Below are 24,213 nucleotides of genomic sequence, written 5' to 3' on the forward strand. Positions count from 1 at the left end.
TTACCCCAATATTTTGCGAATTTCGCGTTCGATATCATCTTCACTGAACATCCATGCCTTTTCGATGGCGGGCGAGAACGGTACCGGTGCATAGCCCGACCCGACCCGGCCAACAGGCGCTTTGAGTTCAGAGAATAATTCTTCGTGGATGCGGGATGAAATTTCAGCGCCTGTGCCAAAATTCTTCACCGCTTCGTGGACAACCACTGCAGCCTTGGTTTTCGCAACACTTTTCAGCACGGTTTCCTCGTCAAATGGCGCGATCGTGCGTAGGTCAACCACCTCACAGGAAATGCCTTCACCAGCGAGCTTTTCGGCAACGGCATGGCATGCCCCGACGCCGCGGCTGTAGGTGATCAAGCTGATGTCACTGCCTTCGCGCGGAACGGAGGCCAGGCCAAGTGGTACGACATGATCTGGCGCTGGCGCCGGACCTTTGGTGAAATAGGTCGGCGTGTTCTCGATAAAGATCACCGGATTGGGGTCCATTATCGAAGAATAAAGCAACCCATAAGCATCTGCCGGATTGGAGGCGGCGACGACTTTCAGCCCGGGAACGTGGGCCAACCATGCTTCGAGCATATCACTATGCTGCCCGCCAAGGCCGGTGCCAGCACCGGTTGTGGTGCGAATGGTCAGTGGTACACTCGTCTGGCCGCCGGACATGAACCGCAATTTCGCTGCATGATTGACAATCTGATCCATCGCCACGGTGATGAAGTTCATCAGCATGATTTCCGCGACGGGCTTATATCCGACCAATGCGGAACCGACCGCGGCGCCGACAATGGCTTGCTCGGAAATCGGCGTCGAGCGAACCCGGTCCGTGCCAAATTGTGCGGATAGGCCAGCTGTTACTTTGAAAACACCGCCGCCCTGTTCGTCGGCAATATCTTCACCGAGCAGGATGACTTTGGGATCGTCGGCCATCGCTTTGGCCATCGCCATGTTGCAGGCTTGTGCAAACATAATTTCTTTTGGTGCGTCGCTCATGCTGCAATCTCCACGTCTAGTACATCGATGCGATATTCATCGCCGGGAGGGTAAGGCGCATCGAGCGCAAACTGCGCCGCTTCGTCAATAATCTCTTTGTTTTTCGCTTCTATCGCTGCGATGTCCGCTTCGCTCACCTGAATGTCGAGCAGTTGCTGGCGGAGGATCGGCATCGGATCGTCTTTCAGCGCCTGTTCCATTTCCGCTTCAGGAATATAATGGCCGGTATCACCGAGCAGGTGGCCATGAAAGCGGAAGGTCATTGCTTCGATCAATGTTGGTCCGTTTCCGGCGCGCGCATATTCCACCGCTTCTTTGGCGGCTGCGTACATTTCGCTAGCGTCATTGCCGTTCACCCGTACCGAGCGCATGCCAAGTCCCTCGCCGCGTTGCTTGATCGTTTCCGAACTGGTGGCAAAGGCCATCGGTGTATGTTCGGAATAGAGGTTGTTCTGGCACAGGAAGATCACCGGTAGCTTCCAGACCTGCGCCATGTTCAGGCCTTCGTGGAAGGCACCAATATTGGAGGCACCATCGCCAAAGCAGCAGACCGTTACTTTACCGTCTTTTTCCAGCTGGCTGGCCAGACCCAGGCCATTGGCGATCGGAATGCCCGAACCGACAATGCCGGTGGTGACCATAACGCCTGTCTCAGGGTGCGTGATATGCATCGGGCCGCCCTTGCCCTTGCAGGTGCCCGCCATTTTGCCGGCAAATTCAGCCCAGAGGTCTTTTGAAGGAATGCCTTTGGCAAGCTGGTCATGCAGACCGCGATAGATCGTGACGAGATAATCTTCCTGATTGACCGCCGCCATCATAGCGGAAGAAACAACTTCCTGTCCGCGCACGGGATAATAGACAATCTGTAGCTGTCCGGCACCGATCATTTTGCGGAATTTGATATCCGATTGCATGATCAGGTCTGCACGGGTGAAAATGTCGATCAGGACATCTTTGTCTGCCATCTGTGTATCGCTCAAGGCTTCGCTCCTCTAATGGTCACCCTCTGTCGGGGAAATTGCTATCAATTCTTCATAGCGCAGGCAGGAGCGCTCGCCACTATTGTTATAGGGAGTAGGACGTTCGTCAGATTGTACCCGGGCCGCTCAGATCCAGCACTTGCGCCTGCGGAACGGTGGCCCAGAAATCCGGATCATTTTCCGGTTTTATCAGAGACTGACACCTTTGGCTTGATGGCCAGTTTTTGAGTCGTACCGGTTACGGAATAAATGGTTTCTATCCCCGGCCGGGCTCCGCCGCCGACAATTGTAATGTCGCCTGTTATTTCACTATCGCTGACCGCAAAGCCATGACGTGGCTGATCCAGTGGCTCACCGGCAGACCATTGCATTGTCTCAAGATTCAATATGTCATGATCAGAAAGCACTGTTCCGCTGCTAAGCGATTCACCGCCAAATACATGCAACCTGTTTCCGCTTACCGAAGCCCCATGTCCTCCCCGTCCAGTCGGCATATCCGGCAGATTCTCCCAACGGTCTTCGGTCAAATGATACACGTCGGCCTGCTTCATCTCGGTGCCAAATTCGGCGCTGCGTCCGCCGGTGACATATAGCAAGGGTCCGGCGCGGGCGATGGCATGGGAGTGACGCGCTGTCGGCATCGGTTGCAGTGCCGACCATGTGTCAGCCGCGATATCATAACGCCATATAGAGTTGAGATCGGTCCCTTCATCCTGCCCACCAATCAGATAAAGCGCGCCGCCAAAATGGGTCATCGCATGTTGGCCGATGGGATGCGGCAGCTTGCTTATCTCGGTCCAGGCACCGGTCGCCGGATCATAACGAAAGAGCCCGGCCTTTTGGTCCGCCTTGAACGGGAGCGCGACATATCCCCCAGACGCATAGACATGCTGCTCATCTGCCGCCATCGCGACATGATGCAGGGCCCGCGGGAGTTTGCCGCAGTCTGACCAGCTGTTCGATTTGAGATCCAGCGCTTCGCAGCTGTCGAGCACCCGGAACAGTCCGATCCCGCCCGCGACGTAAAGTTTTCCGTTGAGCGTTGTCGCGTGAATTTCCGATCGGGCTTCGCGCATTCCATCATTCCAGCCGAGGGAGGCGCGGATCAGAAATCCGCCTCCGATCAGCAGGAGGATTAGCAATAATGTGAAGGTAAAAAATTTCTTCATTGGCTTGATATGCCATAGAATCGGAAATTCTCTATCCTTTTGACTGCTATCAAAGCTGCCAGTTATGTGATGGACTATCGGTGATCTATCAGACTGCTCATATTGCGTAACGGGAGAAGATAATGACTGACAACAGACAGTGGCTGATTAACGGACGCCCAAAGGGACGCGGGCTGGTTGACGATGACTTCAAGAAAGTTGTGACACCCGTTCCTGAAGTTTCCGAAGGCCATGTGCTGGTCAAGAACGAGATTCTCGGTTTCGATCCTGCGCAAAAGGGCTGGATGGAGAATATTGGTGGCTATGTCGCACCAACTGAGATCGGTGAAGTGATGCGGGGCAGCGGTGTTGGAACCGTGGTCGAGTCGCGTGATCCGAAATTTGCTGTTGGCGACAAGGTCATGGGCATGCTCCGCTGGCAGGATTATGCCATGGTTCCGGGAAGTGAACTGAACAAGGTTCCCGACGATGAACTGCTGGCCGCCAATCTCGGCGCGCTGGGCACCACCGGTATGACCGCTTATTTCGGCCTGTTGAAACATGGCCGGCCACAGCCTGGTGATACATTGGTGGTATCAGGCGCAGCAGGTGCAACCGGTTCGATGGTTGGCCAGATCGGGAAAATTGCTGGATGCCGCACCATTGGTATCGCGGGTGGAAAGGAAAAGTGCGACTGGCTGACTGGTGATGTCGGCTATGACCATGCGATTGACTATAAAAATGAAGATGTCCGCGCAAAGCTGAAAGAGCTTTGCAACCAGTCGATCAATGTTTTTTACGATAATGTCGGTGGCAAGATCCTGAACGACGCTTTGGCGCATATCGCCATGCATGCCCGCGTTGTCATCTGCGGTGGAATTTCCCGCTATGAAAAAGGTAATATGCCAGCTGGCCCGGAAAATTACTTCAATCTGATCTTCAAGCGCGGGACCATGTCCGGCTTTATCGTGCTCGATTATACGAGCGAATATCCCGAAGCGCAGAAACGCATGCGGCAATGGATCAAGGAAGGCAAAATCACCTTCAAGGAAGATATTCAGGAAGGGTTTGATAACATCCCGAATACCCTGAAGCGGCTGTTCGCAGGCCAGAATTTCGGCAAGCAGATGCTGCGGCTGGATTGACGCGCTATTGGGCTGGATCTTCTGTCAGGCTAACTATTTACGCAGTGCCAGCCCTTAACCGTCTGCAATATGACAGTTTGATTACGAGAGGCAAATTATGAGCGATTTGGAACAATTTCGCGCGGAAACACGGGCTTGGTTGGCAGAAAACTGCCCGGAAGAAATGCGCGATGGAGACATCACGGCAGAGAATCAATGCTGGGGTGGTCGTCAATGGGAGTTCCAGTCCGATGCACAGAAAAGCTGGTTCGAGGCGGCTTTGGCCAAGGGCTATACGGTCCCCACATGGCCGAAGGAATATGGCGGTGCCGGGCTAACGGCGGACGAAGCCAAAATCCTCACCGAAGAGCGTGACCGGATCAATGCCCGCAAGCCGCTGAGCAATTTCGGCATCTCGATGTTGGGCCCTGCTTTGCTGGCTTATGGAAGCCATGAACAGAAGCTGCAGCATCTCAGAGGTATCGCGCGCGGAGAAATTCGCTGGTGTCAGGGCTATTCTGAACCGGGCGCCGGTTCCGATCTGGCTTCGCTGAAGACCAAATGCGAGGATAAAGGCGATCACTGGCTGATCAATGGTCAAAAAATCTGGACGTCCAATGCCGATATCTCTGACTGGATATTCTGTCTGGTGCGGACCGATTTCGATGCGCCCAAACACAAGGGCATCACCTTCATCCTGATCGATATGGCGAGTGAGGGGATCAGTGTGAAGCCAATCGTCCTGATCTCTGGCCATTCCCCGTTTTGTGAGACTTTCTTTGACGATGTAAAAGTGCCCAAAGCCTATGGTGATGGCAATTTGTCAGTTGTAGGAGAGGTGAACCGCGGCTGGGATGTTGCCAAAAACCTGCTTGTCCATGAACGTGGTATGCTGGGTACAATGTCGCCGCTTCGCGGGGCAAAGGGTCCGGAAAATCTTGGCGGGCATGCGGCAGAAAAAATCGGTCTCGACGCTGCGGGTCGCTTGGATGATCCCGCCCTCCGCCAGAAAATCGCGCAGGCCGAAATAGATGACTGGGCCTATACATTGACCGTTGAGCGGATGAATGATGAAGCCAATGCCGGCAATGGGCTTGGTGCAAAATCGTCGATGCTGAAATATGCTGCCTCTGAATTGACCAAAAAGGGCAGCGAATTGCGCATGGATATAGGCGGGACAGAGGCGGCCACCATTGGTCCTGATGGTATTGAATATGACAGTCTGGCCAATACATGGCTTTATAACAGAGCCTATTCCATCCTCGGCGGGACCACAGAAGTCCAACTCAACATTATTTCCAAGCGCGTCTTGGAACTGCCCAGCGCATAAGAAGGCGAGATAGATATGTCCCTAATTCTCACCGAAGAACAGGAAATGCTGCAGGATGCGGCTAATGGTTTTTTGACGGAAAACGCACCGGTTGCGGCATTTCGTGAAATTAGGGATAGCAAGAACCCGGACGGCTTTTGCCGGAATTTGTGGAAAGAAATGGCCGACATGGGCTGGGCCGGAATAATAGTGGATGAGCAATTTGGCGGCAGCGAATTTGGTTATGTTGGCGCCGGGGTATTGGCTGAACAAATGGGGCGTAACCTGACAGCGTCACCGTTTTTCTCGACATCGGTATTGGGTGCAACCGCTGTACAGCGCTATGGCACAGCAACGCAGAAAGAGCGGTATCTGGGTTCAATCTGCGATGGTTCGACGCTCTTCGCATTGGCTGTCGATGAAGGGCCCCGCCACCGCCCGGAGCATATCGAATTTGCCGCTACACCGCACGGCAACGGCTATAAATTATCTGGTGCCAAGACATTTGTCGCAGACGGCCATGTCGCCGATAAACTGATCATCGCGGCTCGCACATCAGGCGAAACCAACGATCCGTCAGGAATTACGTTGTTTCTGGTTGATGCCGGCGCAGCGGCGATAGAACGCACCCACACGCCGATGGTCGACAGCCGCAATGCCGCCAATATCAAGGTCGATGGCCTTGAAGTGACAGGCGATGATATATTGGGCGAAGTAGACGGCGGCTATGAAGCGCTGGAGGGCATTTTGTCAGCGGGCCGCGCTGTATTGGGCGCGGAAATGTCCGGTTCCTCGCAGCAGGCTTTTGCGATCACCACGGACTATCTGAAAGAGCGGGAGCAATTTGGTCAGAAAATCGGTTCGTTTCAGGGATTGCAGCACCGCGCTGCGCATCTCGCGACAGAAATTGAAATGACCAAATCAGCGGTTCTGAAATCCTTACAATTGCTTGACGATGATTTTGAAAGCGCATCGGCCACCTGCTCCATGGCGAAAGCCAAGTCTGGCATGACCGCGCAACTGTCTACCCAGGAGGCGATCCAGATGCATGGCGGCATTGGCGTAACCGACGAATATGATGTCGGGCTCTATTTCAAGCGGGTTCACGTCGCCCAGCAGATGTTCGGTGATGCCGGTTTCCATGCGGATCGGCTGGCGAAGCGCTCCGGCTATTGACCCCTTGGAAGACGGCCTAGCCTTCGCGCATCGTAATATTTGCCGGGCCGAAATGCGCCGTCATTTTTTCAACTTTACCCGCCTCATCAAATTCAAAAATGTCGATGACTTCGACGATCAGGACCTTGCCGTCCGCCTGGCCAATTTCTGCCCTAAACGGGAAGGCCGCAGTTTTCGCGCTTATTCTTATACTATCGGTCAGCTCCACTTTCGCGCCACCGGAAAATGCATTCTGGTAAAATGCCAGAATATCGGCTCCCGTCTTCGGCGGCGTACCAGCAGGATCTTCAACCGCAGCATTGTCGGAATAAAGGTCCATGACCGCGTGCATGTCGCCGGCATTAATGGCTGCCATATAGCGGTTGACGATCTCGGTCATATGTTCGGGCGTTGGCATCGGGCTTCCTTTCTGAACTATGGCATGAATGATAGAGGCGCATAGCGGGCACAGGCGTCTCCCTAATTTGATAGGGACTTGAGGAGAATGGATATGACGGAGCGGTTGCAGGGGAAAACGGCCATCATCACCGGTGGCGCCAGTGGCATTGGCGCAGCGATGGTCAAGCGCTTTGCGCAAGAGGGCGCGAACGTGCTGTCCACCGATGTTCAAATGGAGCCTGGCCAACAGGTTGCAGATGATGCCGGTGCGCTTTTTGTCGAGCAGGATGTTGCGGGCGAAGCGGGCTGGCAGGCGGTGATGGCCAGGGCGCAATCGGAATTTGGCCGTCTCGATATTCTCGTCAACAATGCAGGCATCGTTGCAGCCAAGTCGATAGAAGATATTGATCTGGACAGCTGGCATCACTTGCTCGGCATCAACCTGACCGGTGTGATGCTCGGTTGTCAGAATGCGATTAAGGCGATGAAGCAGAATCCCGGCGGATCATCCGGTTCGATCATCAATATCGCTTCCACCTCGGCCTTTGCGGCACTTCCCGGAGATGTAACCTATACCGCCTCCAAAAGTGCTGTGCGCATGTTGACCCGGTCCGTGGCCGTGCATTGCGCGCAGCAGGGCCTCAACATCCGCTGCAACAATATCGTGCCGGGCGGGACCCATACCGGGATTATCGATGCGGCCAGGCAAGTGGTGCCGGACATTTATGATCGGGTCGCCGCAATGTCGCCCATGAACCGCATGGGTGAGGGCGCGGATATGGCGGGGGCAGCGGTTTATCTGGCGAGCGAGGATGCAGCTTTTGTGACCGGCAGTGATTTGCTCGTCGACGGGGGGATGCTGGCTGTGCATCCGGGTTATTGAGTTGGCGGGCTGTTAAAATCTAACTAGCCGTTTTGGCAGTTATTGGCCGACCGGCTTTGGCCTAATGCTACGGCATAGAAAAGGAGAGGGCGAATGGGCGCACAGCCAATCGCAGATAATCTGTTCACAGATGAGAATATGACCGCGTTGGTCGGTGCACGGAACAAGCAGACGGGGCATATATTTTTCCCGCTGCCGCTGACACCGAATGACGATATTGAGCCGATAGCCTTGGCGACCCGCGGTACTGTGTGGACCTATACGGTACAACGCTTTCCGCCCAAGACGCCTTATGCGGGGCCCGCCGATCCGATGAATTTTAAGCCCTATGTGGTGGCCTATGTGTCGTTGCCCGGCCAGACGATGGTGGAATCGCGGCTGACGGGTGTGGAGCCGGAAGATGTGAAAATCGGGATGGAAGTCGAGCTGACGGCAATCCCGCTAGACCCCGATGCCCCTGCTGACGAACAAGTTATGATTCACGCTTTCCAGCCGGTTTGAGGAGATTTTGAGATGAGCGACGTATGTATTGTAGGCGCAGGTATCCATCCCTTTGGCCGAACCGAAGGCCGCGATGGGATGGATCAGGGCGTTTACGCCGTAAGACAGGCTTTGGCGGATACCGGCATTGAATGGGAAGATATCGAATTTGCCTTTGGCGGCTCGGCTGCCTCTGGCGCCGCTGACACCATGGTTTCGAAGCTGGGGTTGACCGGCATCCAGTTTATCAATGTCTCCAATGGCTGTGCGACTGGTGGATCGGCACTCAATGCCGCAGCCAGCGCGATCAAGTCGGGCGAATATGAAATGGGCATGGCGGTCGGTTTCGACAAGCATCCGCGCGGCGCATTTAACGCCGATCCGGCGGCCTACGGTTTGCCCAACTGGTATGGCGAAGCCGGCTATATGCTGACCACACAGTTTTTCGGCGCAAAGATCATGCGCTATCTGCACGAGAATAACCTGAGCACCGAAACGCTGGGGCGGGTTTCGGAAAAAGCCTTTCGCAATGGTGCGAAAACCGATCACGCATGGCGACGCAGCGAGGTTGATCTCGAAACCATCATGAATGCGCCGATGATTAGCGATCCGCTCAACAAATATATGTTCTGTTCACCCGCCGAAGGCGCGGTTGCGCTGATCCTCGCGAGCGAGAAAAAGGCCAAGGAATTGGGCGGGCCGATGATCCGCCTGAAAACTTCGGTCATGCGTACCCGTCCTCCGGGGTCGTTTGAGGTGTTCGCTGCATCCATTGATAATGAGCGGGGCGGCACAGCGACCGAACTCGCGGCCAAGGCTGCCTTTGAACAGGCGGGGATGGGGCCGGAAGATATTGATGTCGCTCAGCTTCAGGATACCGAGGCAGGTGCTGAAATCATGCACATGGCTGAAAACGGATTCTGTCCTCATGGTGATCAGGAAAAATGGCTGATCGAAGGGCGGACCGAGATAAACGGCGCATTGCCGGTGAATACCGATGGCGGTTGTCTGGCTTGCGGAGAACCGATTGGTGCCTCCGGCCTGCGGCAGGTCTATGAAAATGTCGTGCAACTGCGCGGCACCGCAGGCGAACGTCAGGTACCGGGCGATCCCAAGACGGCATACACGCAGGTCTATGGTGCGCCGGGTGTCTCGGCTGTGACGATATTGCAGCGTTGAATTTTTGTTCTATTTGCTGGAGCACGTTGCTAAAATATTTAAGGAAAAACATTGAACCACGAAATTAGTGCCGAAGCCCGTGAGATTGCCGATAAAGTCGAAACCTTCGTCCGTGATAAAATTTTCGCTTATGAAAAAGACCCGCGTTGCGAAGACCACGGCCCCACTGATGAACTGGTTCAGGAAATGCGGGCATTGGCCAAAGAGGCTGGCGTCCTTACCCCGCATATCCGCGACGATGGCAGTCATTTGACGCATCTCGAAACCGCTCTTGTGCTGCGCAAATCGGGTCTGTCGCCACTCGGTCCGCTGGCCGTCAACACGTTCGCACCGGATGAGGGGAATATGTATTTGCTCGGCAAATGCGCATCGCCGGAACAGAAGGACCATTTCCTCAAACCCCTGATCGAAGGCACCACGCGCTCTGCTTTTTTCATGACCGAACCGGCCAGTGAAAATGGCGCGGGTTCCGATCCCATGATGATGCAGACGACGGCCAAGCCCGATGGCAATCATTGGGTTATCAACGGCCGGAAGACTTTCATCACCGGCGCCAAAGGCGCGACCGTCGGGATTGTCATGGCAAAATCCGACGATGGCGCCTGCATGTTCCTTGTCGATTTGCCCGATCCGGCGATTACCATCGAACGGGTTCTCGATACCATCGACAGCTCCATGCCCGGAAGCCATTCGGTGGTGAATATCGATAATTTGCGCGTGCCCGCTGACCAGATGCTGGGTGAAAGCGGTGAAGGCTTCAAATATGCGCAGGTCCGCCTGGCACCAGCGCGGCTGACCCATTGCATGCGCTGGCTTGGCTGTTGCGATCGGGCGCAGGAAATCGCAACCGACTATGCCTGTAAGCGGATGGCATTTGGCAAGCCGCTGGTGGATCATGAAGGCGTAGGTTTCATGCTGGCGGAAAACCAGATTGATCTGAAGCAGGCGGAGCTGATGATTGACTGGTGCGCGAAGGTTCTGGATACCGGCGATATTGGCACGACCGAAAGCTCGATGGCGAAAGTCGCAGTGTCCGAAGCCTTGTTCCGCATTGCCGATAAATGCGTGCAAGTCATGGGCGGCACTGGCCTTAGCCGAGACACGGTGGTGGAGCAGGTCTTCCGTGAAGTGCGCGCCTTTCGTGTTTATGACGGACCGACCGAAGTGCACAAATGGTCACTCGCCAAGAAGATCAAGAAATCCCATGCACAGGGACATTAGACCAATGCGCTCATGCTGAGCTTGTCGAAGCATGTTGCCGATAGGACCCTTCGACAGGCTCAGGGTGAGCGCAATTTGAAAATAAAAGCAGTAATGGGATATAGAAACCAATGACCAAGAACCGCAAATTCACGCTCGTAAGTCGCCCTGATGGCGAACCCAAGCCGAGCGATTTCGCACTGGTGGAAGAAGACCTGCCGGAACTGGAAGATGGTTCGTTTCTCGTCCGCAATCACTATATTTCTCTCGATCCAGCCCAGCGCGGATGGATGAGTGATGCGGAAAGCTATATGCCGCCCATCGCCTTGGGCGCGGCGGTGACGGCCAGTGCTGTGGGCCGGGTCCATGCCTCAAAAAATCCCGATTTTCCCGAAGGTCAATGGGTTGTTGGCTTGGCCGCAATGGAGGAATATTCAGTTTGTCAGGCTGGCGGCTTTACCGCCCCTGTCGACGCATCTCTGGTCCCATCACCGACCAATTTCCTCTCCGTATTGGGCGCTGTCGGCATGACCGCCTATTTCGGCATGATCGATGACGGCAAACCCAAAGAGGGCGAGACGTTGCTCGTCACCGGCGCGGCGGGTGCGGTTGGCTCGCTGGTCGGACAGATCGGCAAGATCAAGGGCTGCCGGGTGGTCGGTATTGCTGGCGGCGCAGACAAATGTGCGAAACTTGTCGATGATTATGGCTTTGATGCAGCGATTGATTATCGCGGCAAGAGTCAGGCGCAGCTTGAGGCTGAAATCGCCGCCGCCGCGCCCGGCGGCGTGGATCTGATCTGGGAAAATGTTGGTGGTGAAATTATGGATGCCGGTATCGCATCGATCAACGAATATGGCCGGATGGTGCTGTGCGGATTGATCAGCGAATATAACAGCCCGGAGCCCGTGGGCACGCGAAACCTGTGGTATCTCATCTCGCGTCAGGCGACGATCAAAGGCTTCTTGGTCCGTGACTATCCGCCGCGCTTTCCCGAAGGCATTGCGCAAATGGGGCAATGGCTGGCCGAGGGCAAAATCAAGCATGATGAGGATATCGAAAAAGGCATCGAGAACAGCTATGATGCCTTCATGAAGCTGTTCTCTGGCGGCAATCAAGGCAAAATGATTCTGGATGTCTCACCACAAGAATAGGAATTTCAATCATGTCCAATGCTGCTGAAAAAATCGTTCTCGACTTTATCGAAAGCTGGAACAATCTCGACTATGATTCCATCTACGCCGCGATGGCCGACGATATTTTCTATCATAATATCCCGATGGAGCCATGCAATGGCATAGCCGAGGTCAAAGCGCTTTTTGGCGGTGGCGCTTTCGACTTTGACGAGGCGCAATGGGATGTGCACGCCATTGCGACCAATGGTGATGTGGTGCTCACCGAGCGAACGGATCGTTTCAAAATGGCAGATCAATGGATTGCCATCCGCGTGATGGGAACCTTTGAAATTGAAAATGGCAAGATTGCCAAATGGCGCGACTATTTTGATCTTGCCGAATTTCAGGGCCAGGTGGCGGCCGTTCTGGCAGGCAAGGCGCCTTGATAGGCTCGACCTGACGCGCGATCATTCCAATTTCCGTTCGTCCTGAGCTTGTCGAAGGACAGTTCGATACCATAAGCGCACTGCGACCGGCTCATTGAGAACGGGTTCGGGCCGGAGCCACTTACAAGCGCTGACTCTTATTGATGGGGCTGATAGAGCGCGCCGTTGTCGACCGGATATTCCCCGGCCGTCATAAAGCGCGAGGCGTCGCTCGCCAGATAGACGCATAATTCCGCCACATCATTGGGATGGCCCAATCCGCCCAGCGGGATCATGCCGGTTGCCGGTGTGGCATCGCCATCGGCACCGACTGACGGCTGCCGGACCATCGGCGTGTCGATACCGGCGGGATGCAGGCTGTTGCAGCGGATCGGATAATTTTCGACCTTGCAATGTAGCGCCACGGATTTGGTCATCGACCGCACGCCGCCTTTGGCAGCGGTATAGGCGAGGAAAGGCGCATAGCCCTGTAGCGCTGCCATCGAGCTGAGATTGATGATCGAACAGGGCTCGTCTTGCGTCTTCATCGCCTTCACCGCCGTCTGACAACCGAGAAACACGCCTTCTAGCATGACCGCATTGGTCAGCCGAAATTGCTCCAGCGTGCAATCTTCGATCGTGGCAGGAATGACCAAGCCTGCATTATTGACCAGAATATGCGGCGTCCCGAAGGTTTTTCCGGTTTCGTCAAACACTTCCTGCCAGCGCTTTTGGTCGGCAACATCCTGATGCAGAGCCAATGCGCCAGAGCCGATGGCAGCGGCCACGGCGTCGACGCTTTCGGCATTTACATCGGTGACGACCACCTTGGCGCCTTCGGCCGCAAATGTCTCGCTGATCGCTTTGCCAAGGCCGGATCCGGCACCTGTGACAATCGCAATTTTACCCTCTAAACGGCCCATAACAGCTCCCCAAAAACATCAGTTTCAGACGGTATTGGGGGCGATCTCCTCCATCATAGCAATACCCATTATCGCTAGTATCCGTTGCGTGTTCTCGATCCACACCGGGCATAATGTTGCGGGAATATCACAGTTTTGCATGTTTGCTATCAAATTGGCTAGCAGAGCGTCTGCAAACTCCTGCTTAAGATGAACCCATAATTAAAGCGGGAAAAACCGCCAGTTATTTTGGATGGGGCCCGGGTCGTAGACCGGGACTTTATGGGAGAGAGCAATGACTACACATTCACAACGCGATAGAACTATTTTTGCCAGCAAATCGGTGCGGGGACTGCTGATGGGTTCGGCAGCGAGTCTGGCCCTGGCTGGCGTCGCGGCGCCAGCGTACGCGCAAGATGCTGCTGAGGAAGACGACAGCAACGTCATTACGGTTATTGCTCGTAAACAGACAGAGACATTGCAGGAAGTACCGGTGACGGTGACGGCCATTGGCGGCGATACGCTTGAAAATTTTCAGGTCAATGAAATTGCTGACGTGGTAAGCCGCGTTCCTGCGCTGAATGTGCAGGTCGGTGGCTCCGGTTCCGGTGGCCAGATCAGTTTGCGCGGTGTGGGTTCATCCAATATTTCCGCTTCATTTGACTCAGCCGTCGCATTTGACTTTGACGGTGTTCAGATCAGCACCATGCGATTGGTGCAGGCGGGATTTTTTGATGTTGAGCAAATCGATGTGCTCAAAGGCCCGCAATCATTGTTCTTTGGTAAAAGTGCCTCGGCTGGCGTTTTTGCTGTCCGGTCAGCCAATCCGACACCGGAGTGGGAAGCAGGTGTTAAAGCGTCCCAGGAATTTGAGGAAAACGGAACGACTATAAGCGGCTATATTTCCGGCCCGATTTCGGATGCGCTGGGTATTCGTGTGGCTGCGCAATTCAACAATATCGAGGATTATGTTGATCTTGCTCCGGGCACTGCAGCGTTCAATCCCAATGGTTCCGTTCGGACCAGCCGTGGTCTTCAAAATTTTGTAAGCCGGGTGACTTTTCAGTGGGACCCGTTTGATAACTTCAGAGCGAACCTGAAGCTGAACTATATCAAGAACGAGAATGATGGCGGTATCGCTCATTCAGATATTAACTGCGGCCCCAATGGCGTTGCTGATTCCGTTTTCCTGCTTGGCGGCGGAGTGGTGATCCCGTCCAATGCAGATTGTAATGATACTGATGGCCTTTATCACCATACAGATGGTGCACAGGCTTTGGTCTCCGGTGTTCCTGACGGATCGGCAGGTGATGGCCGGTTTGAAAATGGTATCCCCTATGGTGAGACCGACATTTTCTTTGGCCGGTTGAAATGGGATCTTGATCTCAACGACTCTCTCACACTGTCATCTGTTTCGGGCTATCTGAACCTCGATGCGGTTGACACCGATTGCTATGGCTATGTTGGCCAATTTGGCAATGTCCCGGCTGGCGTAGGGTGTAGTGATCCGCGCAACCGGACAGAGCAGTTTACGCAGGAATTGCGAGTCTCGAGCGATTTTGACGGGATGTTCAATTTCATGGTTGGCGCATTTTATGAAAGCCGCGAAATTGATTTTGATACATCGCAGCTTGGTGTGAATATCGGTTTCGTGGCACCCGACCCAGTGACCGGCAACACATTTGACTGGTTCAAAAAGCATAATACCAAGACAGAAGCTTTGTCTTTCTTTGGTAGTGTGACTTTGGACCTCACGGATCAGCTTGAGCTCTCCGGTGGTGTGCGTTGGACCGACGAGCAGAAAGTGAACACGATTTCTGTTCCTTATGTGCATGCGTTTCTCGCTGCGGGGCCTGCGTTTATCGACAGTGGCTTTTTCTCAGGACCGATCAAGTTTAGCGATAGCAACTTCTCGCCAGAAGTTTCGCTGAAATACCAGGCTACCGATGATATCAATATCTATGCGGCCTTTAAAACCGGTTTCAAATCGGGTGGTATCGACAATAGCGCCTTGCCATCAAGCTCTCTGAGCGCGGCAGCAGTCAGCGGTGATTTCGGTGCTCTGATCTATGACTCAGAAACCGGTCTTGGCGGTGAGGTTGGCGTTAAGGCGCAATTTGCCGATCGCAGCATCACGTTGAACACATCGGTATTCTACTATGTGTTTGACGATCTGCAGGTCCAGAATTTCGATGCGACGACCATTCAGTTCCAGACCTTCAATGCCAGTCAGCTGACCAGCCAAGGCGTTGATGTGGAATGGGCATGGCGGACGCCGGTCGACGGCTTGAATCTTTCAGGTTCCCTGGCCTATACGGATGCCGAATTTACTGCGCCGTTTGTAACCACCTCGGGCGAAGATATTAATGGCCGGACAGCGGCACGTGCTCCAAAATTTGCTGCCAACGCCGCATTTGATTGGTCTATCCCGATGAGCGACGCGTTCGAATTCGGGCTGAATGGTAACATTCAATATAGTGGATCCTATTTCACCAATGAGGATTCGCTGACCGATCTCAAACAGGACAGCTATGTTTCTATTGATGGTTCCATTTCGGTCAGAGATCCTGATGGCGCATGGAAATTGTCTCTGGTGGGCGTGAACCTGACCGATGAAATCTGGATCAATACCAGCGGCGGTCGTCCGTTCCTGGAGCCCGGTGTGGGTGATGACCTTGTTGTCACGCAAAACCGTGGCCGTCAGGTCTTTGTGGAAGCCAGCTTCAAGTTCTGATCAACCCTCCCGTTGATCACAAGAGGCCGGGACAGTGGGGGCTGTTCCCGGCCTTTTCTTTGCGCGGCTGATTCAGAGGGGAATAGCCATATTGAGAGTGGCGAGCCGTCGGTGTCCGGTTAATAAGACTCCATATAGATTCATATAGGTTGAGGAGCAAAACATGGGACGTCTTGAAGGTAAGAAAGCGGTTGTGCTGGGCGCGGCTGGCGCGGGCAATATGGGGCAGGTCATCGCTAAGCGGTTACGGGATGAAGGCGCGGATGTCCTCGTCGCCGGGCGCAAGGAAGACGAGCTAAAACGCTTCGCTGAAGAACTGGGCGGTCATTATGCGCTCTGTGATTTGACGAAAGAAGAGGACATCAACGCTCTGGCTGAATCCGCGACCAGCAAAATGGGCGGTGTGGACATTGCAATCAATGCTACCGGGCTTGGTTTTCTGAAACCGTTTCTGGACAATACCAAGGAAGAGCTGGAAATGATGTCAGCCTTGCAATTGGTTGGCCCGTTCCAATTTTATCAGGCAATGATCAAGGCGATGAAAGATGGCGGTTCGATCATTCAGATCAGCTCGGCCACAGCCACGATCATGCTCAATGACCACGCGGCCTATATGGGAACCAAGGCGGCAACCGATCATATCATCCGGTGCATCGCACATGAATTTGGTGATCGGGGTATTAGAGCAAACAGCATCTCGCCAGGCCTTACCCGCACGCCGATGACGGCTGGCGTTGATCAGGTGCCCGGCTTGGTTGAATCGTTCGAAGCGCGCTACCCGCTCGGCCGTATCGGCACCAGCGAAGATATTGCGGCCGCCGCCGTTTTCCTCGCCAGCGACGAATGTTTCATGACCGGCGAGAATTTGCAGGTCAATGGCGGCCTGTGTCTGCGCGGCAATCCGACCCGCAAGGATCAGGAACTGATGATGGGAGCTATCGCCGCCGCTTCCTAACAGGGTTCGCTAAAAGCCGGTTGGCGCTATGATAATTTTCCGCCATGAAGGTGCATTAATGCATCGGCACGGGGAAGATCGACATTGCTTGAAATATTAAGCCAGTTTCAGGGCCTGATTGGCATAGTCTTCATCCTGACCATCGCCTGGGCCATGTCTGAAAACCGCAAGGACCGGCCAAGCTGGCGCTGGATAGCTGGCGCCATTGCGGTCCAGTTCATCCTCGCGGTGTCGATTGTTCGTATTCCCTTTATCTGGGACATTATCGGCCTCGCCAATCAGGGCGTACAGGCGATCGAGCAGGCGACACTTGCCGGTTCCAGCTATATGTTCGGCTATGCAGGCGGTGCGGAATTGCCCTTTGTCTTGAAAGAAGGTGCTGCCCCGCCGCTGATCATTGCATTCCAGATATTGCCGCTCGTCATTGTTTTCTCGGCTCTGGCGGCGCTGCTTTGGCATTGGCGCGTGTTGCAGATCATCGTCAAAGGCCTGTCCTGGGCCTTACAAAAAACCTTGGGCGTCAGCGGCGTGGTGGGACTGAGCGGCGGTGCGAACATCTTCCTCGGTGTCGTCGAATCCCCGTTGGTCGTCCGCGCCTATTTTGAAAAAATGAGCAGAGCAGAACTATTCGCGATCATGGTGCTGGCCATGTCCACCATATCCGGCGCGATACTGGTGCTTTATGCGACGACGCTGGCAAAGACCGTCCCCAATGCGGTGGGCCATATGATCTCGGCCTCTTTGATATCCTTGCCCGCAGCCATCCTGCTCGCACGGCTGATGGTGCCGGGATTGTCGGATACCAAGGTGAACCGTGAGGAACCCGGTCTCAAATATGAGAATAGCTTTGATGCGATCATCAAGGGTACGATTGACGGCGTGCAGCTCTTCCTGGCGGTCATCGCGGTGATCATTGTGATCTTTGCCTTTGTCGCTCTGATAGACCAGATGCTCTCGGTTCTGCCATTCGTGTCCGGCGAAGCACTGACTTTGAAACGGATATTCGGCTGGATATTCGCGCCGCTGATGTGGATGATCGGTGTGCCGTGGGAAGAGTCCGCAGCGGCAGGATCGCTGATGGGGACAAAAGCCATTCTCAATGAATATGTCGCTTATCTGGAACTGGCGGCACTGCCCGCGGACACGTTCAGTGCCAAGGGGCAGCTGATTGTGACCTATGCGCTATGCGGGGTCGCTAACCTTGCCAGCGTTGGTTTGATTATTTCCACCATTGGAACGCTGTGTCCAGAGCGCCGTGCGGAAGTCGCAGGACTGGGCATGAAAAGCTGGTTTGCCGGCAATTGCGCGACTGCGATGACGGGCGCGGTGATCGGGATTATCACATGGGTTTAGGATCTTGCCGATATGTTTGACGCCAAGATCAGGCCGCTGATCGATCCGCCGCTCAATGCGGTTGGCCGCGGGCTGGCGCGCATTGGTTTCACCGCCAATAGTATCACGCTGCTCGGTCTCGGTTTTGGCTTGGGCGGGGCCTATGCCGTTTCTCAGGAACATTATGGCTGGGCTCTGGCGCTCGTTGTGCTTGGCCGGATATTGGACGGTCTCGATGGCGCCGTTGCGCGGGCGACACAAAAAACCGCCTTTGGCGGCTATCTCGATATCGTCTGCGATTTCATCTTCTATGTATCTATCCCGCTGGCATTCGGGATCGCGAACCCCGCCAATTTGCTCCCGGCCTTGATGCTGGTCACAGCCTTCACAATTACCGGCATCAGCTTTCTCGCCTTTGCCGTCACCGCTGGGGAGCAAGGCGCCGAAACCACTGCTCATGGCGAGAAAAGCTTCTTTTACAGCACCGGTATTGCGGAAGGCGGTGAGACCATCGCCTTCTTCCTGATCATGTGCCTGTTGCCGATGCATTTTGCGACGCTGGCTTATATTTTCGCCGGATTATGTGTGGTGACCGTATTGCAGCGGACGGTTTTGGCGTGGCTGAGCTTTCGCAACTAGCTGCGGCAGCAGAGGCTTATATGCTTTCCTACAGAGCCCAAGTTGTGATAATTTGAGACTGGCTCTTTCTCATTTTTGAATATTCATAATCGGCTGTTTTCTGGGCGCGATTCACTGTGACTTGTGTGAACTTTGAAATTATTATGAGCCGTTAAAAATCCTAAAAGGACTGTGTTCATGTTGTCAACTTCGCCCCATTGCGGTCCCTTTTGAATACCCCAAATGGACTATGTCAAGATTGTCAACTTCGTGGCGCTCCAAACTAACTACGCGCCCAATTGAAATAGCGTTCCAGCCATTTCAGCGCCCATTCCGGCTTGTGCTTCTTGCGCCATTCGCCGGCGGCAAATTTATTGGCTTCCGCCATGGTCGGATAGGTGTGGATTGTGCCGAGAATTTTGCCGAGGCCCAGGCCGTGCTTCATCGCCAGCACATATTCGGTGAGCAATTCCCCGGCATTTTGACCAACAATGGTGACGCCCAATATCCGGTCCTTGCCCGGCGGGGTCAGCACTTTGACAAAGCCTTCGGTCGCGCTTTCGGCAATGGCGCGGTCGAGATCATCGAGATGATATTTGGTGACTTCATATTCCACGCCTTCCTTGATGGCCTGCTGTTCGTTGAGGCCGACATGGGCGATTTCAGGATCGAGAAAAGTCGTCCAAGGCAGGAATTCATAGCTCGGCTTGAACTTCTTGAATCGGCCGAACAGGGCATTGACTGTCGCGAACCATGCTTGATGTGAGGCGTTGTGGGTTAGCTGATAGGGACCAGCGACATCGCCTGCGGCATAAATATGCGGGAAAGTGGCCTGGAGATGGTCATTGGTCACCAGCGTCCTGTCGGTTTCAACGCCGAGTTTTTCAAGGCCAAAGCCCTCGAGCCGTGCCGCGCGACCAACAGCGATGAGCAAGTCATTAAAGGGCAGGGCCTGTTCGCCGCCGTCATTCTCGACAATGATCATTTTGGTGCCGTTCTGCATCTCGGTACGCAGCGCTTTATGGTTGCATAACAAGGTAACGCCGGAATCGGTCAGCGCTTTGGACGCGATCTCTGACACATCCTCGTCCTCGATCCCCATGACCCGGTCGGCCATTTCGATCAGGGTGACATTGCTGCCGAGACGCGCAAAGGACTGCGACAATTCACAACCAATCGGGCCTCCGCCAAGCACGACCATTTTTTCAGGAACAGTCTCGCGCTTCGCCATTTCTTCCCAGAGCGTGTCGCTGGTCAGATAGCCCGTGTCTGCCAAGCCGGGCAGAGGCGGAACGAATGGGCGCGCACCAGTGGCCAGGACAATCGCCTTGCCGGTCAATGTCTGGGTGCCACCGTCATTGCGTTCAATCTCGACGGTCCAGGGATCGGTCAGCCGGGCATAGCCTTGCACCACATCCACGCCGAGGCCTTCAAACCGTTCGACACTGTCATGCGGCTCGATGGTTTTGATAATATCTTCGACCCGGGCGATCACATTTTTGAAATTAATGACCGGCTTGGTGGCGGTCAGGCCATAGCGATCGGCATGCTGCATTTGCTCGGCAATTTTGGCGCTTTTGATGAGGGCCTTTGATGGGACACAGCCATAGTTGAGGCAGTCGCCGCCCATCTTGCCAGACTCGATAAGTGTGACCTTGGCATTGATCGTGGCCGCGATCAGCGAGGATACCAGCCCGCCGGAACCCGCACCGATAACGATCAAATTCCGGTCAAATTTCTTCGGTCTGGTCCAGCCCTTGTAGATTTTGCGGTTCTTGAAAAAGCCGATAATCCCTTTGGCGATCCATGGGAATATGGCCAGCAGGACAAAGGAACCGATGACCGAGAGGGAGAAGACCCCGCCAACCGAGTCGACTTGCGACAGCTGTGTGCCCGCGTTCACATAAACGATGGTGCCGGCAAACATGCCAATCTGACTGGCGATGAAATATTTCCACACCTGCATTTTGGTAAGGCCCATCAGCAGGTTGACGACAAAAAACGGAAAGGCCGGAACCAGTCTGATCGAAATCAGATAAAAGACGCCGTCACGCTTGATACCTTCGTTGATATTTTTAAGCCGCTGGCCAAATTTATTCTCGACCCAGTCACCCAGCAAATAGCGGGACGTGAGGAAGGCAATTGTCGCGCCAATGGTGGAGGCAAAGGATACAACGATCGTGCCGACTACAACGCCAAATAGAGCGCCGGCGGCCAGTGTCATTACCGCGGCACCGGGAATGGACAGGGCGGTGACCGCGACATAGATCAGGAAAAATCCGCCAATGATAAGCAGCGGATTGGCCCGATACTGCGCGTCTATCGCATCCTGCTGCGCCTTCAGGTTTTCAAGCGTGAGCTGCGAACCCAAATCATAGTGAAAAAAAGCAAAAATCGCCGCCACGATAACGGCCAGTAACAGTAATTTTTTCGCCATGCCGGTTTTCCCTTAGACCCCTGAACAGAATGAATTTTCCATAATTCGCGGGTAAGGCATAACCGGTTACAGGGCCGCCGTCGATGGGGCTATTCCGGTTTGTTCATCCGAAAAACTAGTTGTCTTTCAAACCCCTGGCGTCAAGCATGCCGGGCAACCATTCCTTTGTATTGCTGTTATAGAGCGGGAAAGTATTGGTATAAGCCCAGGCACACATGCCGATACCGACGGCGTCAAAAGCCGTCCTGACCGCCTTTTTATGGCATGCGCTCAGCAACAGGGAAGCGGTGGTCGTTATGGGAATGTGCTGTTTTAAAATCACATAGCGGCGGGTTTTGCCAATAGATTGGATGCTGCGGTGGACCAGTCTGAAAAGCCCATATCTTCGGGGTTCTCAACCGCCACCAGATTACGCGACTTTGGACGACCAGTGTCGATATCTTGATGTTCTATAGCGGCATCCTTGTCGAGCGAATGGAAGCTGCGGACGATTGGCGCAGAAAAATCAGAGGGTGACTCGCCGATAACAATTGCCAGTTCGTTTCGGTCGAGCCGCACCAGTGTGCCAACCGGTAAAATGCCAAGGCTATCGACAAAGTCGCGCAAGATCAGTTGATCAAAATGTCCCGACCAGGACTGCATTTTGGCAAGCGCTCGCGAGGCGGACAAAGGAACATTATAAGGTCGCTGCGAGGTGATCGCATCATAGACATCGCAGATTGAGGACATGCGGGTAAAAACACTCAAATCCTCTGCAGCCAACTTTCCCGGATAACCGGTGCCGTCCATCTTTTCATGATGTCGAAGACAGACTTCCAGAGCAATTTCGCTGACACCTTCGGAAGCGGACAACATATCGTAGCCACGCTGAGGATGATTACGGACGGTGGTCCATTCCGCTTCCTCAAGCTTACCGGGTTTCAACAGGATTTCGTCCGGGATCGATGTCTTGCCGACATCATGCAAAAGACCAGCCATGCCGATATCGTGAATCTGGCTTTCTGGCAGACGCAACTTGCGCCCCAGGTTGATCATCAGGGCACAAACCGCAACCGAGTGAAGATAGGTATATTCATCCTTGGTCTTGAGCCTTGCTATGTTGAGAATGATCGATGGATCAATGTTCACCGAACTGGATATCCGTTCAACCAGTGGCGCCATTTTGTCCGACTTCACGCTGTTGCCGAGCCGCGCATCTGCGAAAAGGTTCATAACCTCAGTGCGCGACCGGTTAATCGCTGATGATGCCCTGCGAACTTCGGCGGCCCGTTCGCGCGGGGACAAGCGCTTGATTTCGCGCCTTTCTACCGGACGCAGAATAGGTTGCATGACCGTGGCATTGGGCGATGCTGACACAATGGAGGGGTTCTTGACTTGAGCGCTGGGCCGGGCGGGTTCCGGTTTAGGCGGGCCTTTACCTTTGCGATCGTCGATTTCCACCCAATCGACGTCGCTGGACAAGATGGTTTCCAATTGGTCTGGATCTGTCAAAAGAAAGCGCGAACGCCAAAAAGGATGGTCGAGCCAGGAACATTCCAGGGAATGCACAAACATCCCAAGCTCCAACTGGCTTGTCCTTATCCTGTGAAGCATATGCCATTGCCCTGCAGAGAAACGATTAGAGTCTATGTTTACGGCCTTAGCGATAGCTACTTAATGGCGGTTATCTAAGGCTCTTGTGATGCACCCAATGACAACCTTGTCAAAACCTGATTCTTGTGCCAGTCTGTTTCTCAGCAAGATCGTGAAGATAGACGGCGTGCGTCGAAAGGGATGAGGATTGGAGAATAGTACGACCGAGCGGCCGCATCAGCGCGCAACCATGATTGATGTCGCGAAGGATGCAGGCGTTTCCTTCAAAACCGTGTCGCGCGTGCTCAACGGCGAAAGCAATGTCCGGGAGGAAACCCGGCAACTGGTGATGAGCGCGGCGGAGCGGTTGAACTATAAACTCAACGTAGCGGCGCGCAGCTTGCGTGTCGGCGGCCCCCAGATTATCGCCCTCCTCGTCCAAAATCCCAGCCGCAGCTATATTGAAAGCGTTCATCTTGGCGCGCTGCAGCGGTGCCACAAAACCGGCATGCACCTGATCATGGAGGAATGTGAAGACGGACTGGCCGAGATCGAGGCGATGATCGACAATACGTCGCCAGTGGGTGTTGTCGTAACGCCGCCGCTTTGCGACGATCCCGACCTGATCAAAATGCTGGAGGAAAAAAAGATTCGCTACGTCCTGATCGCGCCGCGCAATCCGCCAGCGACGCAGGCTTCGATCAATATTGACGATGAGAGCGCTGCGGAGGAAATGACCCAGCACCTATTGTCATTGGGACATAAACGTATCGGCTTTATCAAGGGCCATCCTGACCATAGTGTGTCGGCCAAGCGCTATGCTGGCTATTCCAAGGCGATGCAGGATGCCGGTCTCGAAATCGCCCCCGAGCTGGTTGAACCGGGAGAATTTTCGTGGGCCTCGGGTCTGGTGAGCGCTGAAAAGCTGCTGGATCTGCCTAATCCACCGAGCGCCGTGTTTGCGAGCAATGATGATATGGCAGCGGCCGTCATTGCGGCCGCCTATCGCCGGAACATTCACGTGCCCAACGACCTTTCGGTTGTCGGTTTTGACAATACGCAGGTCGCCGCAGTGATAAGCCCACAACTGACAACGGTGAACCAGCCGATTGCCGAGTTGGTTTCGGAAGCCGTAGGCCTTTTGACCGATCAAACATTCCAGTCGAACGAACAGTCCAAACCGATATTTCTCGACTATAATCTGGTTATACGCGAGTCTGCCGGACCCGCCAAAGCCGAAGTTTCAGGATAGATTTTAGAACGCAAATACATC

Annotated in this window: 21 protein-coding genes; 14 read left to right on the forward strand and 7 right to left on the reverse strand. The window is 54.3% G+C overall.

Annotation, left to right across the window (positions count from 1 at the left end; translation table 11 throughout):
• The 3 genes from ACO6S1_RS07790 to ACO6S1_RS07800 form a co-directional block, all read right to left on the reverse strand.
• Nucleotides 1-993, reverse strand: a complete 993-nt coding sequence (locus tag ACO6S1_RS07790) for an alpha-ketoacid dehydrogenase subunit beta (protein ID WP_422345746.1) — start codon at nt 991-993, stop codon at nt 1-3.
• Nucleotides 990-1,973, reverse strand: coding sequence for a thiamine pyrophosphate-dependent dehydrogenase E1 component subunit alpha (locus ACO6S1_RS07795; protein ID WP_422345747.1), 984 nt, complete (start codon nt 1,971-1,973; stop codon nt 990-992). Before ACO6S1_RS07795 ends, ACO6S1_RS07790 begins: the two co-directional genes overlap by 4 nt.
• Nucleotides 1,974-2,146: 173 nt before the next feature.
• Complete coding sequence (locus ACO6S1_RS07800) at nt 2,147-3,142, reverse strand: Kelch repeat-containing protein (protein ID WP_422345748.1); 996 nt, start codon at nt 3,140-3,142, stop codon at nt 2,147-2,149.
• A gap of 122 nt (nt 3,143-3,264) precedes the next feature.
• Here ACO6S1_RS07800 and ACO6S1_RS07805 point away from each other — a divergent pair, with 122 nt between their 5' ends.
• From ACO6S1_RS07805 to ACO6S1_RS07815, 3 genes are all read left to right on the forward strand, one after another.
• Nucleotides 3,265-4,266 (forward strand): NADP-dependent oxidoreductase, encoded by a 1,002-nt coding sequence (locus ACO6S1_RS07805; protein WP_422345749.1) that lies wholly within the window; start codon nt 3,265-3,267, stop codon nt 4,264-4,266.
• A gap of 97 nt (nt 4,267-4,363) precedes the next feature.
• Nucleotides 4,364-5,575: an acyl-CoA dehydrogenase family protein gene (locus ACO6S1_RS07810; RefSeq protein ID WP_422345750.1), complete on the forward strand. Its 1,212-nt coding sequence runs from the start codon at nt 4,364-4,366 to the stop codon at nt 5,573-5,575.
• A gap of 15 nt (nt 5,576-5,590) precedes the next feature.
• Nucleotides 5,591-6,730, forward strand: coding sequence for an acyl-CoA dehydrogenase family protein (locus tag ACO6S1_RS07815; RefSeq protein WP_422345751.1), 1,140 nt, complete (start codon nt 5,591-5,593; stop codon nt 6,728-6,730).
• Nucleotides 6,731-6,746: 16 nt separating this feature from the next.
• Here ACO6S1_RS07815 and ACO6S1_RS07820 read toward each other — a convergent pair whose 3' ends face one another.
• A complete protein-coding gene (locus ACO6S1_RS07820) occupies nt 6,747-7,127 on the reverse strand; it encodes a nuclear transport factor 2 family protein (protein ID WP_422345752.1) in 381 nt (126 codons plus the stop codon).
• A gap of 93 nt (nt 7,128-7,220) precedes the next feature.
• Here ACO6S1_RS07820 and ACO6S1_RS07825 point away from each other — a divergent pair, with 93 nt between their 5' ends.
• From ACO6S1_RS07825 to ACO6S1_RS07850, 6 genes are all read left to right on the forward strand, one after another.
• Nucleotides 7,221-7,991 (forward strand): SDR family NAD(P)-dependent oxidoreductase, encoded by a 771-nt coding sequence (locus ACO6S1_RS07825; protein ID WP_422345753.1) that lies wholly within the window; start codon nt 7,221-7,223, stop codon nt 7,989-7,991.
• A 93-nt stretch (nt 7,992-8,084) separates the two neighbouring features.
• Nucleotides 8,085-8,492: a Zn-ribbon domain-containing OB-fold protein gene (locus tag ACO6S1_RS07830; protein ID WP_422345754.1), complete on the forward strand. Its 408-nt coding sequence runs from the start codon at nt 8,085-8,087 to the stop codon at nt 8,490-8,492.
• 12 nt (nt 8,493-8,504) lie between these two features.
• The gene (locus ACO6S1_RS07835; protein WP_422345755.1) at nt 8,505-9,650 is read left to right on the forward strand and encodes a thiolase family protein; all 1,146 of its coding nucleotides are present in this window, start codon (nt 8,505-8,507) and stop codon (nt 9,648-9,650) included.
• Nucleotides 9,651-9,701: 51 nt separating this feature from the next.
• A complete protein-coding gene (locus tag ACO6S1_RS07840; protein WP_422345756.1) occupies nt 9,702-10,871 on the forward strand; it encodes an acyl-CoA dehydrogenase family protein in 1,170 nt (389 codons plus the stop codon).
• 110 nt (nt 10,872-10,981) lie between these two features.
• A complete protein-coding gene (locus ACO6S1_RS07845) occupies nt 10,982-12,004 on the forward strand; it encodes an NADP-dependent oxidoreductase (RefSeq protein ID WP_422345757.1) in 1,023 nt (340 codons plus the stop codon).
• A gap of 11 nt (nt 12,005-12,015) precedes the next feature.
• Complete coding sequence (locus ACO6S1_RS07850; protein WP_422345758.1) at nt 12,016-12,411, forward strand: limonene-1,2-epoxide hydrolase family protein; 396 nt, start codon at nt 12,016-12,018, stop codon at nt 12,409-12,411.
• A 137-nt stretch (nt 12,412-12,548) separates the two neighbouring features.
• On the opposite strand, the gene ACO6S1_RS07855 is transcribed toward ACO6S1_RS07850, so the two are convergent.
• Nucleotides 12,549-13,313 carry an SDR family oxidoreductase gene (locus ACO6S1_RS07855; RefSeq protein WP_422345759.1) on the reverse strand — a complete coding sequence of 255 codons (765 nt, stop codon included), beginning with the start codon at nt 13,311-13,313 and terminating at the stop codon, nt 12,549-12,551.
• A gap of 274 nt (nt 13,314-13,587) precedes the next feature.
• Between ACO6S1_RS07855 and ACO6S1_RS07860 the strand changes: the two genes are divergently transcribed.
• The 4 genes from ACO6S1_RS07860 to ACO6S1_RS07875 all read left to right on the forward strand — a co-directional run bounded on the left by ACO6S1_RS07860 (nt 13,588) and on the right by ACO6S1_RS07875 (nt 18,952).
• Nucleotides 13,588-16,026, forward strand: a complete 2,439-nt coding sequence (locus ACO6S1_RS07860; RefSeq protein ID WP_422345760.1) for a TonB-dependent receptor — start codon at nt 13,588-13,590, stop codon at nt 16,024-16,026.
• A gap of 163 nt (nt 16,027-16,189) precedes the next feature.
• On the forward strand, nt 16,190-16,981 hold the full coding sequence (locus tag ACO6S1_RS07865; protein WP_422345761.1) for an SDR family oxidoreductase: 792 nt from the start codon (nt 16,190-16,192) through the stop codon (nt 16,979-16,981).
• 84 nt (nt 16,982-17,065) lie between these two features.
• Nucleotides 17,066-18,334 carry a NupC/NupG family nucleoside CNT transporter gene (locus ACO6S1_RS07870; RefSeq protein WP_422345762.1) on the forward strand — a complete coding sequence of 423 codons (1,269 nt, stop codon included), beginning with the start codon at nt 17,066-17,068 and terminating at the stop codon, nt 18,332-18,334.
• 12 nt (nt 18,335-18,346) lie between these two features.
• Complete coding sequence (locus ACO6S1_RS07875; RefSeq protein ID WP_422345763.1) at nt 18,347-18,952, forward strand: CDP-alcohol phosphatidyltransferase family protein; 606 nt, start codon at nt 18,347-18,349, stop codon at nt 18,950-18,952.
• 262 nt (nt 18,953-19,214) lie between these two features.
• Here the strand turns inward: ACO6S1_RS07875 and ACO6S1_RS07880 are convergent, their stop codons facing one another.
• The gene (locus ACO6S1_RS07880; protein WP_422345764.1) at nt 19,215-21,368 is read right to left on the reverse strand and encodes an FAD-dependent oxidoreductase; all 2,154 of its coding nucleotides are present in this window, start codon (nt 21,366-21,368) and stop codon (nt 19,215-19,217) included.
• A 318-nt stretch (nt 21,369-21,686) separates the two neighbouring features.
• Nucleotides 21,687-22,961: an HD-GYP domain-containing protein gene (locus tag ACO6S1_RS07885; protein WP_422345765.1), complete on the reverse strand. Its 1,275-nt coding sequence runs from the start codon at nt 22,959-22,961 to the stop codon at nt 21,687-21,689.
• Nucleotides 22,962-23,148: 187 nt separating this feature from the next.
• On the opposite strand from ACO6S1_RS07885, the gene ACO6S1_RS07890 reads away from it, so the two are divergent.
• Nucleotides 23,149-24,192, forward strand: a complete 1,044-nt coding sequence (locus ACO6S1_RS07890) for a LacI family DNA-binding transcriptional regulator (protein WP_422345766.1) — start codon at nt 23,149-23,151, stop codon at nt 24,190-24,192.
• Nucleotides 24,193-24,213: the final 21 nt, after the last annotated feature.

This window comes from Parasphingorhabdus sp. (assembly GCF_965233695.1).
GTDB lineage: Bacteria > Pseudomonadota > Alphaproteobacteria > Sphingomonadales > Sphingomonadaceae > Parasphingorhabdus.

What these genes read in the sequence shown, in the direction of transcription:
- ACO6S1_RS07790 (WP_422345746.1), bottom strand. Translation starts at nt 993, where the DNA reads ATGAGCGACGCACCAAAAGAAATTATGTTTGCACAAGCCTGCAACATG.
- ACO6S1_RS07800 (WP_422345748.1), bottom strand. Translation starts at nt 3,142, where the DNA reads ATGAAGAAATTTTTTACCTTCACATTATTGCTAATCCTCCTGCTGATC.
- ACO6S1_RS07805 (WP_422345749.1), top strand. Translation starts at nt 3,265, where the DNA reads ATGACTGACAACAGACAGTGGCTGATTAACGGACGCCCAAAGGGACGC.
- ACO6S1_RS07810 (WP_422345750.1), top strand. Translation starts at nt 4,364, where the DNA reads ATGAGCGATTTGGAACAATTTCGCGCGGAAACACGGGCTTGGTTGGCA.
- ACO6S1_RS07815 (WP_422345751.1), top strand. Translation starts at nt 5,591, where the DNA reads ATGTCCCTAATTCTCACCGAAGAACAGGAAATGCTGCAGGATGCGGCT.
- ACO6S1_RS07820 (WP_422345752.1), bottom strand. Translation starts at nt 7,127, where the DNA reads ATGCCAACGCCCGAACATATGACCGAGATCGTCAACCGCTATATGGCA.
- ACO6S1_RS07825 (WP_422345753.1), top strand. Translation starts at nt 7,221, where the DNA reads ATGACGGAGCGGTTGCAGGGGAAAACGGCCATCATCACCGGTGGCGCC.
- ACO6S1_RS07830 (WP_422345754.1), top strand. Translation starts at nt 8,085, where the DNA reads ATGGGCGCACAGCCAATCGCAGATAATCTGTTCACAGATGAGAATATG.
- ACO6S1_RS07835 (WP_422345755.1), top strand. Translation starts at nt 8,505, where the DNA reads ATGAGCGACGTATGTATTGTAGGCGCAGGTATCCATCCCTTTGGCCGA.
- ACO6S1_RS07845 (WP_422345757.1), top strand. Translation starts at nt 10,982, where the DNA reads ATGACCAAGAACCGCAAATTCACGCTCGTAAGTCGCCCTGATGGCGAA.
- ACO6S1_RS07850 (WP_422345758.1), top strand. Translation starts at nt 12,016, where the DNA reads ATGTCCAATGCTGCTGAAAAAATCGTTCTCGACTTTATCGAAAGCTGG.
- ACO6S1_RS07855 (WP_422345759.1), bottom strand. Translation starts at nt 13,313, where the DNA reads ATGGGCCGTTTAGAGGGTAAAATTGCGATTGTCACAGGTGCCGGATCC.
- ACO6S1_RS07860 (WP_422345760.1), top strand. Translation starts at nt 13,588, where the DNA reads ATGACTACACATTCACAACGCGATAGAACTATTTTTGCCAGCAAATCG.
- ACO6S1_RS07865 (WP_422345761.1), top strand. Translation starts at nt 16,190, where the DNA reads ATGGGACGTCTTGAAGGTAAGAAAGCGGTTGTGCTGGGCGCGGCTGGC.
- ACO6S1_RS07875 (WP_422345763.1), top strand. Translation starts at nt 18,347, where the DNA reads ATGTTTGACGCCAAGATCAGGCCGCTGATCGATCCGCCGCTCAATGCG.
- ACO6S1_RS07880 (WP_422345764.1), bottom strand. Translation starts at nt 21,368, where the DNA reads ATGGCGAAAAAATTACTGTTACTGGCCGTTATCGTGGCGGCGATTTTT.
- ACO6S1_RS07885 (WP_422345765.1), bottom strand. Translation starts at nt 22,961, where the DNA reads ATGCTTCACAGGATAAGGACAAGCCAGTTGGAGCTTGGGATGTTTGTG.